The organism is Brevundimonas sp. KM4 (genome assembly GCF_000964075.1).
GTDB classification, from domain to species: domain Bacteria; phylum Pseudomonadota; class Alphaproteobacteria; order Caulobacterales; family Caulobacteraceae; genus Brevundimonas; species Brevundimonas huaxiensis.
On record NZ_JZRG01000005.1, the window covers coordinates 138,535 to 154,964 of the forward strand.

General features: G+C 65.6%; 21 protein-coding genes. 7 read left to right on the plus strand and 14 right to left on the minus strand.

Going from position 1 to position 16,430, the window contains the following annotated elements; genetic code table 11:
• Positions 1–63: 63 nt before the first annotated feature.
• The 11 genes from VH88_RS02185 to VH88_RS02235 form a co-directional block, all read right to left on the minus strand.
• The gene (locus VH88_RS02185) at positions 64–783 is read right to left on the minus strand and encodes a 16S rRNA (uracil(1498)-N(3))-methyltransferase (protein WP_045809785.1); all 720 of its coding nucleotides are present in this window, start codon (positions 781–783) and stop codon (positions 64–66) included.
• Entirely contained in the window at positions 780–1,040 is a 261-nt protein-coding gene (locus VH88_RS02190; RefSeq protein WP_045809786.1) for a Txe/YoeB family addiction module toxin, read from the minus strand. Before VH88_RS02190 ends, VH88_RS02185 begins: the two co-directional genes overlap by 4 nt.
• Positions 1,037–1,294 (minus strand): type II toxin-antitoxin system Phd/YefM family antitoxin, encoded by a 258-nt coding sequence (locus VH88_RS02195; protein WP_045809787.1) that lies wholly within the window; start codon positions 1,292–1,294, stop codon positions 1,037–1,039. The genes VH88_RS02190 and VH88_RS02195 overlap by 4 nt, the downstream gene beginning before the upstream one ends.
• Before the next feature lie 43 nt (positions 1,295–1,337).
• Positions 1,338–2,501: an acyl-CoA dehydrogenase family protein gene (locus VH88_RS02200; protein WP_045809788.1), complete on the minus strand. Its 1,164-nt coding sequence runs from the start codon at positions 2,499–2,501 to the stop codon at positions 1,338–1,340.
• Between the two features lie 95 nt (positions 2,502–2,596).
• The gene (locus VH88_RS02205) at positions 2,597–4,381 is read right to left on the minus strand and encodes an acyl-CoA dehydrogenase C-terminal domain-containing protein (protein ID WP_045809789.1); all 1,785 of its coding nucleotides are present in this window, start codon (positions 4,379–4,381) and stop codon (positions 2,597–2,599) included.
• A 3-nt stretch (positions 4,382–4,384) separates the two neighbouring features.
• Complete coding sequence (locus tag VH88_RS02210; protein WP_039244783.1) at positions 4,385–4,867, minus strand: MerR family DNA-binding transcriptional regulator; 483 nt, start codon at positions 4,865–4,867, stop codon at positions 4,385–4,387.
• Positions 4,868–5,042: 175 nt separating this feature from the next.
• On the minus strand, positions 5,043–5,459 hold the full coding sequence (locus tag VH88_RS02215) for a DoxX family protein (protein WP_045809790.1): 417 nt from the start codon (positions 5,457–5,459) through the stop codon (positions 5,043–5,045).
• A gap of 213 nt (positions 5,460–5,672) precedes the next feature.
• Positions 5,673–5,891: a helix-turn-helix transcriptional regulator gene (locus tag VH88_RS02220; protein WP_039244779.1), complete on the minus strand. Its 219-nt coding sequence runs from the start codon at positions 5,889–5,891 to the stop codon at positions 5,673–5,675.
• 12 nt (positions 5,892–5,903) lie between these two features.
• Positions 5,904–6,431, minus strand: coding sequence for a DUF2975 domain-containing protein (locus tag VH88_RS02225; RefSeq protein WP_045809791.1), 528 nt, complete (start codon positions 6,429–6,431; stop codon positions 5,904–5,906).
• Between the two features lie 123 nt (positions 6,432–6,554).
• Positions 6,555–8,000: a protein adenylyltransferase SelO family protein gene (locus VH88_RS02230; RefSeq protein ID WP_045809792.1), complete on the minus strand. Its 1,446-nt coding sequence runs from the start codon at positions 7,998–8,000 to the stop codon at positions 6,555–6,557.
• A 315-nt stretch (positions 8,001–8,315) separates the two neighbouring features.
• A complete protein-coding gene (locus VH88_RS02235) occupies positions 8,316–9,149 on the minus strand; it encodes a hypothetical protein (RefSeq protein WP_052689457.1) in 834 nt (277 codons plus the stop codon).
• 376 nt (positions 9,150–9,525) lie between these two features.
• Here VH88_RS02235 and VH88_RS02240 point away from each other — a divergent pair, with 376 nt between their 5' ends.
• Positions 9,526–10,077: an OmpA family protein gene (locus tag VH88_RS02240; protein WP_045809793.1), complete on the plus strand. Its 552-nt coding sequence runs from the start codon at positions 9,526–9,528 to the stop codon at positions 10,075–10,077.
• Positions 10,078–10,138: 61 nt separating this feature from the next.
• Here VH88_RS02240 and VH88_RS02245 read toward each other — a convergent pair whose 3' ends face one another.
• The gene (locus tag VH88_RS02245) at positions 10,139–10,840 is read right to left on the minus strand and encodes an NAD-dependent deacylase (RefSeq protein WP_045809794.1); all 702 of its coding nucleotides are present in this window, start codon (positions 10,838–10,840) and stop codon (positions 10,139–10,141) included.
• Between the two features lie 31 nt (positions 10,841–10,871).
• Positions 10,872–11,528, minus strand: a complete 657-nt coding sequence (locus VH88_RS02250) for a DUF6624 domain-containing protein (protein WP_052689458.1) — start codon at positions 11,526–11,528, stop codon at positions 10,872–10,874.
• Positions 11,529–11,709: 181 nt separating this feature from the next.
• Between VH88_RS02250 and VH88_RS02255 the strand changes: the two genes are divergently transcribed.
• From VH88_RS02255 to VH88_RS02275, 5 genes are all read left to right on the plus strand, one after another.
• Positions 11,710–12,816: an S-(hydroxymethyl)glutathione dehydrogenase/class III alcohol dehydrogenase gene (locus VH88_RS02255; RefSeq protein WP_045809795.1), complete on the plus strand. Its 1,107-nt coding sequence runs from the start codon at positions 11,710–11,712 to the stop codon at positions 12,814–12,816.
• Positions 12,817–12,877: 61 nt separating this feature from the next.
• Entirely contained in the window at positions 12,878–13,264 is a 387-nt protein-coding gene (locus tag VH88_RS02260) for a VOC family protein (protein ID WP_045809796.1), read from the plus strand.
• A complete protein-coding gene (gene fghA, locus VH88_RS02265; RefSeq protein WP_045809797.1) occupies positions 13,265–14,098 on the plus strand; it encodes an S-formylglutathione hydrolase in 834 nt (277 codons plus the stop codon).
• Positions 14,099–14,105: 7 nt separating this feature from the next.
• Entirely contained in the window at positions 14,106–15,065 is a 960-nt protein-coding gene (locus VH88_RS02270; protein ID WP_045809798.1) for a DUF4350 domain-containing protein, read from the plus strand.
• 15 nt (positions 15,066–15,080) lie between these two features.
• Positions 15,081–15,308 (plus strand): hypothetical protein, encoded by a 228-nt coding sequence (locus tag VH88_RS02275; RefSeq protein ID WP_045809799.1) that lies wholly within the window; start codon positions 15,081–15,083, stop codon positions 15,306–15,308.
• A gap of 10 nt (positions 15,309–15,318) precedes the next feature.
• Here the strand turns inward: VH88_RS02275 and VH88_RS02280 are convergent, their stop codons facing one another.
• Positions 15,319–15,609, minus strand: a complete 291-nt coding sequence (locus VH88_RS02280) for a hypothetical protein (RefSeq protein ID WP_045809800.1) — start codon at positions 15,607–15,609, stop codon at positions 15,319–15,321.
• A 149-nt stretch (positions 15,610–15,758) separates the two neighbouring features.
• Between VH88_RS02280 and VH88_RS02285 the strand changes: the two genes are divergently transcribed.
• On the plus strand, positions 15,759–16,370 hold the full coding sequence (locus VH88_RS02285; protein WP_017504687.1) for a superoxide dismutase: 612 nt from the start codon (positions 15,759–15,761) through the stop codon (positions 16,368–16,370).
• The last annotated feature ends 60 nt before the right edge of the window (positions 16,371–16,430 follow it).

A 16,430-nucleotide genomic window follows, 5' to 3' on the forward strand; every position in this document is an offset into this window, starting at 1 on the left:
CCCCTGCTGTCGCGGCTAGATGGCGGCTAAAGCCAAGTTCCTCAAGGGGTGGAGCAGAGTATTCTATCGCGCCCAATCACCGACGGCCGCCTGCCACAGGGTCATGGCGGCGATGGCGGCGGTGTCGGCGCGCAGGATGCGCGGGCCCAGCGACACGGCGGTTGTGAAGGGCAGGGACCGCAGCCGCTCGCCCTCTTCCGGCGAAAACCCGCCCTCCGGCCCGATCAGGATGGACCAGGGGCCTTCGCCTGCGTCGCGCAGGGCCGAGACGGCGGGCGCCCCGCCCGTCTCGTCGCAGAACATCAGCCGGCGTCCAGTCTCCCAGCCGTCCAGCAGGGCGTCCAGCTTGATCGGATCATCGACGGCGGGCACGTCCATCCGCCCGGTCTGTTCGGCGGCTTCCTCGGCGATGGCGTCCAGACGGTCCAGGCGGATGCGGTCGGCGTTGGTGCGTTTCGTCAGGACCAGCCGCACCCGGCGCGCGCCCAGTTCGGCGGCCTTCTCCACGATGGTCTCGACCCGCGCCTTCTTCACCACCGCAACAATCAGTTCCAGATCGGGGCCGAGGGTCTGGGGTCGCACCTGTTCCTCGGCGCGCAGGATGACGCCCTTCTTCAGCACTTCCGCGACCGTGCAGCGCCATTCCCCGTCGCGCCCGTTGAACACGAGCAGATCGTCCCCGGCCTTCAGCCGCATGACTTGGGTCAGATAGCGCGACTGGTCCAGCGTGGGCGCGACGGGCGCGGCGACGGCGAGCGGCGATGTAACGTGAAGGCGGATCATCGGTCGTAGTGATAGCGGCATTGGGCGATCAGAAGCGCATCGTCGGTCATGCGATAGACGAGGCGATGTTCCTGGTCGATGCGCCGCGACCACCATCCCGCAAAATCGCCCTTCAACGGCTCTGGCTTTCCAGTCCCGGAAAAAGGCGTCCGCTGGCATTCCATGATCAGCCGATTGAGCTTTCGCAGCATCTTTCGATCATGCTCTTGCCAGTGAAGGTAATCCTCCCACCCGTAGGTCTGGAAGGTCAGCTTCATTCTTCGATCAGTTCGCGAACCTGACCGCCGCCCGCATCGAGTTCGGCGATCGCTTCACGCAATCGCGCGGCGTTCGCCGGGCTGCGCAGCAGATACTCCGTCTCCTGCCACGAGGCGAAATCCTCCAGCGACATCAGCACCGCCGCCGGCTTACCGCCCTCGCGCGTGATGATGGTGTAGTCATGATCCGCCGTCACCCGGTCGATGGCCGCGGCGAGGTTCTTGCGCAGTTCGGTGACGGACATCGCGTTCATGGCCCTAATGTACAGAGTTCTGTACATTAGGGCAAGCGGGCTGTCAGAGCGTCCGCGCGATCAGCAGCTTCATGATCTCGTTGGTGCCGCCGTAGATGCGCTGGACGCGGGCGTCCTTGTACAGCTGGGCGATCGGATATTCGTTCATGTAGCCATAGCCGCCGTGGAGCTGGAGCATCTCGTCGATGGTCTCGCCCTGGATGTCCGTGACCCAGTATTTGGCCATGGAGGCGGTGGCGGCATCGAGTTTGCCCTGCAGATGCAGGCTGATGCAGTGGTCGGTAAAGATCTTGGCGACGGTCAGCTTGGTCTTGACCTCGGCGAGCTTGAACTGGGTGTTCTGGAAGTCGATGACCCGTTTGCCGAACGCCTTGCGCTCCTTGACGTAAGCAAGGGTCGCCTCAAGCCCGCGCTCGGCGGCGGCGACGCCTTGGACGGCGATGTTCAGCCGCTCCTGAGGCAGTTGCTGCATCAGCTGGACGAAGCCCTGGCCCTCGGTTCCGCCGATGATGTTGTCGCCGGGGACCTTCACGTCGTTGAAGAACAGTTCGGAGGTGTCGTTGGCCTCCATGCCGATCTTGTGCAGGTTGCGACCACGCTCGAACCCTTTCGCGCCGTCGGTCTCGACCACGATCAGCGAGGTGCCCTTGGCGCCCTCGGCCGGATCGGTCTTGGCGACCACGATCAGGAAGTTGGCCAACTGGCCGTTGGTGATGAAGGTCTTGGAGCCGTTGACGACATAGCCGTTGCCCGACTTGACCGCCGTGGTCTTGACGCCTTGCAGGTCCGAGCCCGCGCCCGGTTCGGTCATGGCGATGGCGCCGACCAGTTCGCCCGACTGCAGGCGCGGCAGCCAGCGCTGCTTCTGCTCCTCGGTGCCGTAATGCCAGATGTAGGGCATGACGATCGCATTGTGCAGCGAAATGCCGAAGTGGTCCGCGCCCTTCCAGCCCAGCTGACGCATCAAGACGACCTCGTGCCGATAGTCGCCGCCGAAGCCGCCGTCCTCTTCCGGCAGCGACAGGCCCAGCAGACCCGCCTCGCCCGCGTCGTTCCACAGCTGACGCGGCACCGAGGAGTCGGCGATCCACTGCTGCACCTTCTCAAGCGGCGCGTGCTCGTCGATCCATTTGCCGACGCTGTCGGAGAAGAGGGTGATCTCTTCTTCACGCATGAAATCGGGATCGGGGCTGCCCAGTACGTTCATCGGTTTCGTCCCTGAGGTTCGCGGGCTTTTGCCCGTCTGGTCGGTAAGAAAAACGGGCCGGCGAGATCGCCGACCCGTTCGTCGTCAGTTTGAGATCAGAACGCCTCGGCCGGCATGGCCATCAGCACGTCGGCGCCGGTCTTCATCTTCTTCAGATGGGCTTCGGCGTCGGGCAGGATGCGCTCGACGAAATAGCGGCCGGTCTGAAGCTTGTTGGCGTAATAGGGGTCGGTCGAACCGGCCTCGACCTGGGCTTGAGCGACCTTGGCCATCTGCGCCCACATATAGGCCAGCGCTGTCAGGCCGAAGACGTTCAGATAGTCGGTCGATGCGGCGCCGGCGTTGTCCGGATTGGCCATGCCGTTCTGCATCAGCCACATGGTGCCGTCCTGCAGTTTGGCCTTCACGTCCGCCAGGCCGTCGACGAAGGGCTTGATCGCTTCATTGCCGCTGTTCTCGGCGACGAAGGCGTCGATCTCGCCGAACCAGGTCATGATGGCGCGACCGCCGTTGGCGGGCAGCTTGCGGCCGACCAGATCCAGCGCCTGGATGCCGTTGGTGCCCTCGTAGATCATGGTGATGCGGGCGTCGCGCAGATACTGCGAGGCGGTGAAGTGTTCGGTGTAGCCCGAACCGCCGTGCACCTGCATGCCCAAAGACGCGACATGGAAGCCCTTGTCGGTCAAATAGGCCTTCAGCACCGGCGTCAGCAGGCCCATGTAATCCTTGGCCTTCTGGGCCACGGCCGCGTCCTCTGACTTCTCAAGGTCGGCGTGAAGCGCCGTCCACAGGATGAAGGCCTGGCCGCCTTCGACGAAGGCCTTGGACTCCAGCAGCATGCGGCGCACGTCGGGGTGGACCATGATGCTGTCGGCGGGGCCGTCCGGGTTCTTCGGTCCGGTCAGCGAACGGCCTTGCAGGCGGTCCTTGGCGAACTCGACGGCGGCCTGATAGGCGGCGGTGCCGATGGCCAGACCTTGCAGGCCGGTGCCGAGGCGGGCCTCGTTCATCACCACGAACATATTGTTCATGCCGCGGCCTTCTTCGCCGATCAGCCAGCCCTTGGCGCCGTCGTACTGCATGACGGCGGTGGCGTTGCCGTGGATGCCCATCTTGTGCTCGAGGCCGGCGCATTCCAGGCTGTTGCGCTCGCCCAGCGAGCCGTCCTCATTGACCAGGAACTTGGGCACGACGAACAGCGACAGGCCCTTGATGCCCGGAACCGCGCCTTCGACGCGGGCCAGCACCGTGTGGATGATGTTGTCGGCGAAGTCGTGCTCGCCCGCCGAGATCCAGATCTTCTGGCCGGTGATCGAATAGGAGCCGTCGCCGTTCGGCACGGCCTTGGTGCGCACCATGCCCAGATCCGTGCCGCACTGCGGTTCGGTCAGGTTCATCGTGCCCGACCATTCGCCGGTCGCCATCTTGGGCAGATATTTCTGCTTCAGCTCTTCGGAGGCATTGGCGTGGATGCCGGCATAGGCGCCGGCCGTCAGGCCCGGATACATCGAAAAGGCGGCCGAGGCGCCGGCCGTCATCTGGCCGAAGGCCGAGGCGACCACGCTGGGCATGCCCTGCCCGCCGTAGGCCGGGTCGGCGGCCAGCGCCATCCAGCCGGCTTCGGACATGGCCTTGTAGGCTTCCTTCCAGCCCTTGGGTCCCGTCACCACGCCGCCCTCGGCCCAGTGGCAGCCCTCCTTGTCGCCCGGATTGTTGATCGGGGCGATGACCTCGTCGGCAAACTTGGCGCCTTCTTCCAGGATCTGGCTGACCAGATCCGAAGAGACGTCCTGGAAGCCCGGCTGGTTGGTGTAGCGGTCGATCTCCAGCACTTCATTCAGGATGAAGGTGAAGTCGCGGACAGGCGCCTTGTAGGCCATGGATTACGCTCTTGCTTTGAAGGGGTGGTGGTGGTCGTGGTTGAGACGCGCGCGCAGCAGCTTCTCATAGTCTTCGGCGCCCGGCAGCAGGTCGGGGCGGTGTTCGGACAACTTGGATTCCATCCAGGCGCAGGCCTGTTCGGCCGTCTCGATGGCGCCTTCGATGTCTTCCAGCTGCTGTTTCAGCGCCGCGATCTGGGCGCGGTGCCGCACCAGGGCCACGGCCATCTGGTGGACGTTGTGATCCTTCTGATCATAGAGATCCATCATGTCCTGGATCTCCTGAAGGGTGAAGCCGATGCGGCGGCCCCTCAGGATCAGTTTCAGCCGGGCGCGGTCGCGCGCGTCATAGACGCGGGTCTGGCCCTTGCGCGCGGGCGTCAGCAGGCCCTTGTCCTCATAGAATCGCAGGGCGCGCGCCGTGGCGCCGAACTCGCGGCACAGCTGGCGAATGGAATAGGTGCGGTGGTCGTCGGCGGTGGCCATACGCCTTCATAACTTGACGTGCGCGTAAAGGGAAGAGGCTTACGCGCACGTAAGGGTAAGCTTTTCTTCCTTACCGACGATCAGGCATGAAAAAGCCCGGAGCCTGGGGGGAAGCTCCGGGCGCAAACGCCGGACTGGAGGGGGGAGAGGGGTCCGGCGTTCGATCTCGTTCAAATCAGGCCTTGCGGCGGCCCAGCAGCACCGGGACGGTGATAGCCAGCAGGACGGCGTTGACCGCCGCCAGCCCGAAGTCCTGGCTCAGCGCATGGATCGTCATCATGGTCGCTTCCATGATGATCAGGCCCACCGTCGCCGTCAGCAGCAGGGGGCGACCCACCCGCCACGAGATCAGCGGGCTCAGCACGCCCATGGCCAGAACGATCTCGACCACGCCCAGGCCGCGCACCATGTTCTCGGGCGCGACGGCGGGCCAGCCCATCAGATTGATCAGGTTGGTCATCGGCTCGGTCGGCTTGGCGTAACCGGCGGCGATGAAGAACATCGCGATCCAGCCCTGCAGCGTCCAAAGGGCGATGTTGGCGTAGGCGGCGCGGTTGCGCGACGGCGCGGTGGTGAAGGTCGAGGTGGTCATCGGGGAGGACGCCTGAAGGTCATGAACGGCTGCGATCCGGCCTGGGGGCTTTTTCCCCCGGGGAGCCGTTCGCTGAAGCCTATATAGCGGCGCTTCAGAGCGTTGTCATCATGCGATGACATCAACTGATGACATCAGTTGATGACTTTCTGTTACGGGCCGGGGGCATTGGGCCGATTCCCAATGCCCCACAAGGCTTTGCGATGCGCGATTTCAGTCTTCGGGCTGCGGCCCCGGCGTCTGGACAATCAGGTCGCCGGGTTGGCAATCCAGTTCGCGACACAGGGCGTCCAGAGTCGAGAAGCGCACCGCGCGGGCCTTGCCGGTCTTCAGGATTGACAGATTGGCCAGGGTGACGCCGACGCGGTCGGACAGTTCGGTCAGGGACATCCGGCGTTCGAGCAGCAGCCGGTCCAGTTGGATCATGATCATGGCGCGCGCTCCTCAGACCGTGGTCAGCTGTTCGTCGCGCATGGCCGACCCCTGCCGGAACACCTCGGCCAGGATGAAGACCACCAGAATGCCCAGCCAGGACCCCAGGTCGAAGTCATAGTCGGCCGGCGACTGGCCGATGCTCTGCGGGGCGACGAAGACCAGCAGCAGCGCTGTCAGCTGGATGCCGATCAGGCCCGGGCCCACGCCTTGCAGCCGTTTGACGTTGGCGAACTCGAAGGCGTCGCCCTGATTGACCGACAGCAGGATGCGCCGCAGCCGATTGATGATCCACCAGGTGAAGCCGCAGGCCAGGAAAGCGCCCAACAGCGTTAGACGCTCCGGCCAGTGCAGATCGCGGGCTGTGCTGTTGTCCAGATCCTTCATTCCGTCGATGAAGCCTGCTGCGAAGTCCGGCGATATGACGCTGCCCAGCAAACAGATCGCCATGACGATCGTCGCCAGCATGACGAAGACGTTTGCGAACCCTAAGCACCAGCGCAGGGCGCTTGCGATTGAATATTTGCCGATCAGTTTCATCTCGAAAGCCCTTCCCTTCGGATCGCCCTCCGCGACCGCCTTGGTGACTATCGATATGGATTTATCGATAAACAGGCAAGAACATTATCGATAAACGAGATGAAGCTTTCGTAAGGTTCGGCGTCAGGCCGTAAAGCCCCAGGCCAGACGCGCCGCCTCCAGTCGATCTAGCTTGGCCTGGAAGGGCGCCCAATCGTCGGCGTCGGCGATGGCGGCCCAGATCGCCTCGACCTCGTCGATCAGCATCTCCTCCGGTTCGCGCGCGGCGAACATCGGATGTTCCAGCCGTTCGATCCGATCCGGTTCGTGCTCCATCAACGCAAAGCGGAAGGCGTCGAAGGCCTCGCCCTGATACCGTTTCGCGCGCGGTCCCGACAGGGCGCGGGCCGAGGAGGCGAAGCCGCCGAACCAGTCGAAGAACAGCGGCTCCCACCGCAGCGCCGCGCCGCCCTCCCGCAGCAGGGCCAGGGTCGTATCGACCAGCCGCTGATCCGCCGCCTCGCCCAGGCTGTGGACGCCCAGCCGCATCAGGAACGCGGCCCGCAGCTCACGGATATAGGCGGGACCGAAGCCGTTCAGCGCATCCGTCAGCGGCTCGACCTCAGCGACCAGTTTCAGGCACCCGGCCAACTGCGTCAGGTTCCAGAACACCGCCTCGGGCTGACGCGCGAAGGCGTACAGGCCCGTCTGGTCGAAATAGGCGGCGGTGAAGGCCGGGTCGTATTCGGGCAGGAACCGCCAGGGGCCGTAGTCGAAGCTCTCGCCGGTGACGTTCAGATTGTCGGTGTTCAGAACCCCGTGCACGAAGCCCGCCGCGATCCACCGCGCCGTCAGTTTCGCCGAGGCCTCGACGATGGCGGTCAGCAGGGCGGGCGCATCGCCGGCGGCGACGCCCGGATGATACAGGCTGCGCACGTGTTCGATCAGCGCTTCGATCTGGTCCTTGCGCCCCAGATAGGCGGCGCGCTGGAAAGTCCCGAACCGCACATGGCTGTGCGACAGCCGCACCAGAACAGCCGACCGCGTCGGCGACGGCTCGTCTCCGCGCTCCAGCGCTTCGCCGGTCTCGATCAGCGAAAAGGCGCGGCTGGTCGGGACGCCCTGCGCCTCCAGCATCGTCGCCGCCAGCACCTCCCGCACCCCGCCCTTCAGCGTCAGCCGCCCATCGCCGCCGCGCGACCACGGCGTCTGGCCGGTGCCTTTGGTCCCCAAGTCGAGCAGCCGGCCTTGAGCGCTATCACTCGCGACGCGGTCGCTCGTTGCTTGAGCGCGCATCTGCGCCGCCAGAAACCCGCGCCCGTCGCCCAGATCGGGATTGTAGTGCCGGAACTGATGCCCGTGATAGCGCATGGCGATCGGACCGGGCTGTCCCGGCAACGGCTCAAACCGCCCGAAGGCGGCGATCCATTCCGCCTCGCTCAGCCCCTCCAGCCCGACCTCGGCGGCGGCGCGGTCGTTGCGAAGCCGCAGGATCGTCTGAGGAAAATCCGCGGCCTGAACCGCATCGGCATAGTCCGCGCCCAAATCGAAGAAGCGCGGTTCGGGGCGATAGTCGGGAGAGACGGGCATGGCAGGCTAGGTGCGTGTCCGGCGAGGGGAGCGCAACCGCGCGCGCGTCTTTCTTTCATTATCCTCCAGTTTCGCTCCGCTCGACGCACGATCGCCAAGAGGTCGGCCATCCTATTCGCCTGAGGTCAGTCCAATATTTTCAATCTGCTATCGCCCGCCGGCGTCATCTTCCTGCCCACGCTTCTAAGCCGTGCGATCCTGTCTCGGTTCATCCGCACAAAACACATCGCATAGTCGGGGAGAGAGAAATCAGACGAATTAGACGAATTAGACGGTGTTTTTCCGATGCGACCGTCTGAATGGACGTTTGGGGTATCAGCCTGCGCCCAGCAGGTCCGACCAGCGCCAGCTGCCCTTGCCCAGGGCCAGTTGCGCGCCGCCGGGGCGGTCTTCCAGCCTCAGGACCGCCAGGCCCGTCATGCGCTGGCTCTTGCACTCGGCCGGGGCGAAGGCGACTTCCAGGGCGATGGCCTGGCGCACGCCGGCCAGACCCTTGCCGGCCTGGTTGCGGCTTTGCAGCCAGTCGCCGTTCCAGACCAGGATGGCGCGGCCGTTCGCATCCATGTCCTGAGATGCGGCGATGACGGCGCGGCGCACGGCCTGGTCATCGCGCACGGCGTCCTGGACCCAGCGCACCATGTCGCACGACCCGCCGCCCGAACCTGATCCCGCGCCGGTCCCGCCAGAGCCGCCCGATCCGCCGACGCCCTTTCCACCGCCGCCGCCCGGACCTGCGCCGACCGTCATGGCGCCGGCGATCTGGGCTGCGCCCAGCAGGGGCAGGGGCGGACCCGGCGGGGCCGGCGCGGCGGGCAGGGGGTCGACGTCGGGCGGACGTTTGCTGACCACCAGTCGCGGTCGCGCCGCCGCCACGGCCGGCGGTCGCCGCTGGGGCGCAGGTTTGGGCGGCGCGGCCGCCTGGGCGGCGGCGGCCGGCGCGTCGGGCTTGGGCGAGGGATCGGGCGCGATCACGCGCGCGGGCGGGGGAGGCGGCGGGGGCGGCTCGACCAGTTCGACCATCATCGGCGACGACTGCGGCGCCTCGACGATCGGCTCCGCACCGCCGCGCATCAGCAGCGCCAGCCCCAGATGCGCGGCCAGGATCGGCGTCGCCGCCAGCGCCCAGCGCCGTGTGCGCGCCGCGCTCAATCGCCGATCCGTGATGGGAGTTGAACACGCCGCCGCATGGTCATCGGGACAAAACGCCTGTAAAAAACCAACAGGCCCCGTTGAAAACATTCGGTCGCGTCAGGAAAGTGGCGTCGGCGTGAATACAACCGTGCGACTGCGCAGGGCGGCGATAGATGAGCGTGTCCGCCCTCCGGCATCGGCCGTCGGCGGCGCAACGTCTTCACTGAGGCGGTGGTTCCATGCTCATGCAAGAATAACGCGAATATTCGGTCTGCTTATGGTCAAGCTGACACGATGCCGCCCAAAGCGCGTCATTACTCCGCCTTGTCTCATACGCCATTTTCATCTTGCGCATGAACTGGGTGTGGCGCTCCCGGCAAGAAGGAGACAGAACTTGAGCAGATCGAAACTCAGGACGGCGGTCGTCGGCGGCGCCCTCATCGCCCTCGGCTTTGCGGCCAGCGGCTGCGCCAGCCATCGTTTCGTGCGTGATCAGGTCGAAGTCGTCGACAACCGCGTGACCACCGTCGAAGGCACCGCAGGCCAGGCCCTGCAACGCGCCAACGACGCGCACAAACTGGCCGAGGGCAAGTTCCTCTATCAGGTCGTGCTGTCGGACGGTTCCGTGAAATTCCCCACCGACGCGGCGGCCCTGTCGCCCGAGGCCGAGCAGCGCCTGGCCCAGTTCGCCCAGCGTCTGCAGGGCGAGAACAAGAACATCTATCTGGAAATCCAGGGCTACACCGACTCGACCGGCACGCCCGAGCATAACGACCAGCTCGGCGAGCAACGCGCCGAGGCCGTGCGTCGCTTCCTGAACCGCCAGGGCGTCGCCCTGAACCGCATGGCCACCATCTCCTATGGCCAGGAACAGCCGGTGGCCTCGAACGACACGCCCGAGGGCCGTTCGCAGAACCGCCGCGTAACCATCGTCGTCCTGGCCTAAGCCGCCTCGACCTCGAACGCCGGAACGGCGGCCGCCTTCGCAGCGGCCGCCGTTTTCGTCTCTACAGCGTGTCGAAGAAGGCCGGCACGGCCTGCGTCGCCAGCCCGTAAACGCCTTCGTCAAACAGGCGTGCCCCCGACGTCGGCTCCACGTTGATCTCGACCGTCCGCGCCCCGGCATACCGCGCCGCCTGCACGAACCCAGCCGCCGGATAGACCGCGCCCGAGGTGCCGATGGACACGAACAGGTCGCACCGCTCCAGGGCCCGCTCGATCCGCTCCATCTGAAGCGGCATCTCCCCGAACCAGACGATGTGCGGCCGCATGAGGCCGTCGGGATGATGCGGCGAGGCCTCGTCCGCCGCCATGTCCCCGGCCCAGTCCATCACCATGCCCGACCGTGTGCAGCGGCCTTTCAGCAGTTCGCCGTGCATATGGATCAGCTCGAACCCGGCGGCCGGCGGCGTCGCTTCATGCGCCCGGTCGTGCAGATCATCGACGTTCTGCGTCACCAGCAGGAAGTCGCCTTCCCACCGCGCCGCCAGATCGGCCAGCGCCCGGTGCGCCGCATTGGGCTGGACCTCAGCCAACTGCCGCCGCCGCTGATTATAGAAGTCCTGCACCAGCGCCGGATCGGCCGCATAGCCTTCCGGCGTCGCCACATCCTCCACCCGATGCCCGCACCACAGCCCGTCCGACGCCCGAAACGTCGGCACGCCGCTCTCGGCCGATATGCCGGCCCCGGTCAGGACGACGAGGTTCATGATCTGACTGTGTGCCAGCTCTATTCGGCATTCAGCAAGCGCCGAAGTTCGCCAGATAAGCGTTATAGTCGGGCCAGCGGAACCCCATTGGCGCGCGGCGTTGTTCCAGCCGTTCCGGGTCTTCCGTCGGGGCGGGGACCATGCGACCGGCGACGCATTGCATCTGGGTGCCATAGCGCTGCGGGCGATTTTCGGCGACCGCAATGCGGTCGTACATCATCGCGTACTGCCACTTCAGCGCGTCGCCATGGTCAGCCATCGCTTGCAGGGCGGGCAGGAAGCGCTTCTGTAATGCGGTGTCGGCATGTTGGATGACCAGAAAGGCTCCAGTCGCCGCATCCTGGCCGTAGACGGCGTTGGAGAACCAACCTTCCGCTGAAACGAGTGACAAGACGGTGGCGACGGTCTCTTCACTGAGAGCGTCGAGCCGCGCTTCGGCCGCAGCACGCGCGGTCCGTCGATCCGCCTCCGAAAGGGTGGAGAGATCAACGCTGTGCATCGCCTTGAGGGGTTCCTGATCCAGGGCCAGCGCCAGCTCCAACTGTTCGCGCGGCGAAGGGTTGTCGGGCAACGCCGCCTGTTTGGCTCGCGCGCTCGCAATCGCCTCCGTCAGGGGACGAAGCGCCGCTTCGACGGCAGGCGATAGATCGGTCAAGCTCAGGGCGGCTGCAAGGAACCAGGCCAGCATAATCGGTGTCTCTTCGTTGCCGGCCCAGACTATTGGAGCGAGTGGGTGATGCAAGTCTGTCGTGTGTCTCGATGGCGCCCGGTCTGCGGACGGATGCGAAAAATCGTCATGCATTCCAGCACGGACTAGCGCTTGCCGCGCCGCTCGTGACACACAGGCGTCAAACTAAGGAGCCCCCGCCATGAAAACCCGCGCCGCCGTCGCCTTCGAGGCCAAACGTCCGTTGGAGATCGTCGAGGTCGATCTGGAGGGGCCGCGCGCCGGCGAGGTGCTGATCGAGATCAAGGCCACCGGTATCTGCCACACCGACGCCTATACGCTGGACGGCCTGGACTCCGAGGGCGTCTTTCCTTCGATCCTGGGGCACGAGGGCGCGGGCGTGGTGGTCGAGGTGGGGCCGGGCGTGACCTCGGTCGCGGTCGGCGATCACGTCATCCCGCTGTACACGCCGGAATGCCGCCAGTGTAAGTCGTGCCTGAGCCGCAAGACCAACCTTTGCACCGCCATTCGCGGCACCCAGGGCAAGGGCGTCATGCCCGACGGCACCAGCCGCTTTTCCTACAAGGGTCAGGCCATCGCCCACTATATGGGCTGCTCGACCTTCTCGAACTACACCGTCCTGCCCGAGATCGCGGTGGCGAAGATCCGCAAGGACGCGCCCTTCGACAAGGCCTGCTACGTCGGCTGCGGCGTGACCACGGGCGTCGGCGCGGTGGTCAACACGGCCAAGGTCGAGCCGGGCGCCAACTGCGTCGTCTTCGGCCTGGGCGGCATCGGGCTGAACGTCATCCAGGGGCTGAAGATGGTCGGCGCCGACATGATCGTCGGCGTGGACATCAATGGCGACAAGGAAGAATGGGGCCGTCGTTTCGGCATGACCCATTTCGTCAATCCCAAGGATGTGCCGGACGTGGTGGCCCATCTGGTCCAGCTGACCGACGGCGGCGCGGACTACACCTTCGACTGCACCGGCAACACCGTCGTCATGCGTCAGGCGCTGGAGGCCTGCCACCGCGGCTGGGGCGAGAGCGTCGTCATCGGGGTCGCCGAATCCGGCAAGGAGATCGCCACCCGCCCGTTCCAACTGGTGACCGGCCGCGTCTGGCGCGGTTCGGCCTTCGGCGGCGCGCGCGGCCGCACCGACACGCCCAAGATCGTCGACTGGTACATGGACGGCAAGATCGAGATCGACCCCATGATCACCCACACCTTCGCCCTGGACGACATCAACAAGGCCTTCGACCTGATGCATGAGGGCAAGAGCATCCGCTCGGTCGTGGTGTTCTGACGCCTTGCGCGTCGCCGGGTTCGTTGTTTAAGAAAACGGACTGGAAGAGGGAGGTCTGACCATGTTCACCCACGTCACCGTCGGCGCCAACGACATCGAGGCGTCACGCCGGTTCTATGACGCCGCGCTCGGCGCCCTTGGCATCGAGCCGGGCCAGGGGCCGGACCCCAGGGGCCGTTACTGGTGGCGCACCCGCATGGGCGCCTTTGCGATCGGCGCGCCGATCGACGGCGAGCCGGCCTGCCACGCCAACGGCGGCACCATCGGCTTTCACGCCAAGACGGCCGAGATGGTCCAGGCCTTCCATGACGCCGGCGTCGCGGCCGGCGGTCGCGCCATCGAGGACCCGCCCGGCGAACGCAAGGGCCCCTTCGGCCCCATGATCCTGGCCTATCTGCGCGATCCCTCCGGCAACAAGCTCTGCGCCATGCACCGAAAGACCGACTGAGTGGAAACCACCAAGACCCACGCCGTCCACGGCGGGACCCTGCGCTATCTGAAGCACGACAGCACGGCGACCGGCACGCCGATGACGCTGTCGGTCTTCACGCCGGCGGGCGAGGGGCCTTTCCCGGTGCTGATCTGGCTGTCGGGCCTGACCTGCACCGAGGATAATTTCACCACCAAGGCGGGGGCCTACCAGGCCGCCGCCGACCACGGCGTCATCATCGTGGCGCCGGACACCAGCCCGCGCGGAGACGGCGTCGCCGACGATCCCGCCTATGATTTGGGTCAAGGCGCGGGCTTCTATCTGGATGCGACGCAGGCGCCCTGGGCGCCGCATTTCCGCATGGAGACCTACGTCACCGAGGAACTGATCGCGCTGATCGACGCCGAGTTTGCGACCACGGGCGTCCGCTCGATCAGCGGCCATTCGATGGGCGGTCACGGCGCCCTGACGCTGGCGCTGAACCATCCCGACCTCTTCCGTTCGGTCTCCGCCTTCGCGCCGATCTGCTCGCCCACCCGGTGCGCCTGGGGTGAAAAGGCCTTCACCGCCTATCTGGGCGACGACCGTGCGACGTGGGACCGCCACGACGCCGCCAAGCGGATCGCCGCCGGCGCAGCGCGCGGCGTCTATGACGACATCCTGATCGACCAGGGCGACGCCGACAGCTTCCTGACCGACCAACTGAAGCCGGAACTTCTCAAAGCCGCCGCCGACGCCGCCGGCCAGAAGATCACCCTGCGGATGCAGCCCGGCTATGATCACTCCTACTTCTTCATGGCCAGCTTCATCGCCGACCACATCGCCTTCCACGCCGAACGCTTGAAGGTCTAGGCGCCAGATGGGACGCCGGGGTTGGATCGCCGTCGCAGTCCTGCTGCTGGCAGGCCCGGCCTTGGCGCAAGAGCAGGTCGGCGATCTGGATTGGCGGCCAAAGGTGGCCTCGCCGGCTTATGCGACGGATGGGCCTGTCGTGCTTGTCGATCAGGGCCACGGCAGCGAGCAGACCATCGAAGGTCGTTATGCCGCCTTCGCCGCGCTTTTGCGGGCCGATGGATATCGGATCGAAGCCAGCCGGGAGCGGCTCGATGCGCCCGGCGCGCTTAATGGCGTGGCGGTGTTGGTCATCGCCAATCCGGCGCGACCGGCGGACGGCTCGCGCGCCTCGGCTTTTGACGACGCCGAGATCGAGGCGATCCGCCGATGGGTGGAGCAGGGCGGGGCGTTGCTTCTGGCCGCCGATCACGCGCCCCATGGTTCCGCCGCCGAAGCCCTGGCTGCCAAGTTCGGGGTGACGATGGGGACGGGTTATGCCTTCCAGCCCGTGGGCGACGACGTTACGGCCAATCTGGTCTTTCCGAGCGCGGCGCTTGCGGATCATCCGATCATCGAGGGCCGCAATCAAAGCGAGCATTTGAAGGTCGTCAAGAGCTTCACCGGGCAGTCACTGTCGGGGCCGGCAGACGCAACGGTATTGCTGGCGATGAGCGCAGATGCGCGAGAGGCTCCCGATCTCGGAGCCTTGCAAACGATCCGAACGCAGTTTCGGGCCGGCCAGGATCCAGCCGTCGTCCTTGCCGAGCTGTCGCGGCCCGCCTTACCCGCGCAAGGTCTGGCTTTGCGCTTTGGCGCGGGGCGGGTCGTCGTGCTGGGAGAGGCGGGGATGCTCACGGCCCAGGTCGTGCGTTTTACCGAACAGCCGGATCGCGAGCCCGTTCGCATGGGTTTGAACACAGCCGGTCATGACGATCAGCAGTTCGTGCTAAACCTGATGCACTGGCTGTCGCGTCTGCTCCCCTGATGCTAAGGGGCCGGGATGAGCGCTTCTGATCCCTACGAACCGATGTTTTCCGCCCTTTGCCGCGAGGTGGGTTATTGCCTGCATGCCAAGGGGCAGAAGCGGGTGATCGAGGCCCTGCCCAAAGGGCTGGACGCCGCCGTGCGCGCCGTCTTCGCGGCGGAGGGCGTGGACGAGCCCAATGCGCCGGGCGATGTGAAGCGCGCCGTTCGCGATTGCTTGAAGGCGAACTTGCCAACCGCCTAGCCTGGTCTGGTCAGGGCGTCGGCACAAGCTCGGTCGTGCTTCCCGAGGGCGTCGTGACGGTGCGGATGGTGATGGGCGCCTTGCCAGTCTCCTCGACGGTCGTCGTCGTCGAAGACCAAACCGTGTGACTGACGCGGCAGGTCTTACCGCCATAATTGTCCGCGCCGATCGCGGGGTCTTGGGTGCAGGTCGGCGTTTGCCTAGCCATATCCGCCGCCGCCTCGTCCAGCGCCTTGAAGCCGGCGCAACCGCTTCCTGAAAAGGCCAGCGCCAGCAGGGCGATTAATCCGATACGCGACATGACAGCCTCCGATTGACGGGTGGACAATCGCGCGCATCATGGGTCAATGCAAATGGCAAAGCTGAACAAAAACGCGACGAAATCGCTTGGGTCATACGCCATAGCCCCTAAATGGGGTTCAGGAACAAACCCGTCTTCAGGAGACTGACATGGCCTTCACCCTGCCCCCGCTGCCCTACGCCTATGACGCGCTGGAGCCGGCCATCGACAAGGAGACGATGACCTTCCACCACGACAAGCACCACCAGACCTATGTCGACAACCTGAACAAGGCCGTCGACGCCGACGAAAACCTAAAGGGCAAGTCGCTGGAGGAAATCTTCACCAGCATCTCCACCGCGCCCAAGGCCGTGCGCAACAACGGCGGCGGTCACTGGAACCACAGCCTGTTCTGGGAACTGTTGGCCCCGGCCGATCAGGCGGGTGAGCCCTCGGCCGAGCTGAAGGCCGCCATCGACGCCGATCTGGGCGGCATGGACAAGTTCAAGGAAGACTTCAACGCCGCCGGCGCCGCGCAGTTCGGTTCGGGCTGGGCCTGGCTGATCGTGCAGAACGGCAAGCTGAAGATCACCTCGACCCCGAACCAGGACAATCCGCTGATGGACGTCGTGGACGAGCGCGGCGAGGTCATCCTGGGCGCCGACGTGTGGGAGCACGCCTACTATCTGAAATATCAGAACCGCCGCGCCGACTATCTGAAGTCGTTCTGGACGGTGGTGAACTGGAACAAGGTCAACGAACTCTACGCCGCCGCCAAATAAGGCCGGTCCAGCCCAGAGATCGAGAGATGACGACGCCCGCCGGAACCTCCGGCGGGCGTT

Excerpts from the sequence above, each read along its gene's own strand:
- VH88_RS02270 (WP_045809798.1), top strand. The coding sequence starts at position 14,106 with ATGGGACGCCGGGGTTGGATCGCCGTCGCAGTCCTGCTGCTGGCAGGC.
- VH88_RS02195 (WP_045809787.1), bottom strand. The coding sequence starts at position 1,294 with ATGAACGCGATGTCCGTCACCGAACTGCGCAAGAACCTCGCCGCGGCC.
- VH88_RS02280 (WP_045809800.1), bottom strand. The coding sequence starts at position 15,609 with ATGTCGCGTATCGGATTAATCGCCCTGCTGGCGCTGGCCTTTTCAGGA.
- VH88_RS02185 (WP_045809785.1), bottom strand. The coding sequence starts at position 783 with ATGATCCGCCTTCACGTTACATCGCCGCTCGCCGTCGCCGCGCCCGTC.
- VH88_RS02260 (WP_045809796.1), top strand. The coding sequence starts at position 12,878 with ATGTTCACCCACGTCACCGTCGGCGCCAACGACATCGAGGCGTCACGC.
- VH88_RS02225 (WP_045809791.1), bottom strand. The coding sequence starts at position 6,431 with ATGAAACTGATCGGCAAATATTCAATCGCAAGCGCCCTGCGCTGGTGC.
- VH88_RS02205 (WP_045809789.1), bottom strand. The coding sequence starts at position 4,381 with ATGGCCTACAAGGCGCCTGTCCGCGACTTCACCTTCATCCTGAATGAA.
- VH88_RS02200 (WP_045809788.1), bottom strand. The coding sequence starts at position 2,501 with ATGAACGTACTGGGCAGCCCCGATCCCGATTTCATGCGTGAAGAAGAG.
- VH88_RS02245 (WP_045809794.1), bottom strand. The coding sequence starts at position 10,840 with ATGAACCTCGTCGTCCTGACCGGGGCCGGCATATCGGCCGAGAGCGGC.
- VH88_RS02275 (WP_045809799.1), top strand. The coding sequence starts at position 15,081 with ATGAGCGCTTCTGATCCCTACGAACCGATGTTTTCCGCCCTTTGCCGC.
- VH88_RS02250 (WP_052689458.1), bottom strand. The coding sequence starts at position 11,528 with ATGCTGGCCTGGTTCCTTGCAGCCGCCCTGAGCTTGACCGATCTATCG.
- VH88_RS02190 (WP_045809786.1), bottom strand. The coding sequence starts at position 1,040 with ATGAAGCTGACCTTCCAGACCTACGGGTGGGAGGATTACCTTCACTGG.
- VH88_RS02210 (WP_039244783.1), bottom strand. The coding sequence starts at position 4,867 with ATGGCCACCGCCGACGACCACCGCACCTATTCCATTCGCCAGCTGTGC.
- VH88_RS02230 (WP_045809792.1), bottom strand. The coding sequence starts at position 8,000 with ATGCCCGTCTCTCCCGACTATCGCCCCGAACCGCGCTTCTTCGATTTG.
- VH88_RS02285 (WP_017504687.1), top strand. The coding sequence starts at position 15,759 with ATGGCCTTCACCCTGCCCCCGCTGCCCTACGCCTATGACGCGCTGGAG.
- VH88_RS02255 (WP_045809795.1), top strand. The coding sequence starts at position 11,710 with ATGAAAACCCGCGCCGCCGTCGCCTTCGAGGCCAAACGTCCGTTGGAG.
- VH88_RS02220 (WP_039244779.1), bottom strand. The coding sequence starts at position 5,891 with ATGATCATGATCCAACTGGACCGGCTGCTGCTCGAACGCCGGATGTCC.
- VH88_RS02215 (WP_045809790.1), bottom strand. The coding sequence starts at position 5,459 with ATGACCACCTCGACCTTCACCACCGCGCCGTCGCGCAACCGCGCCGCC.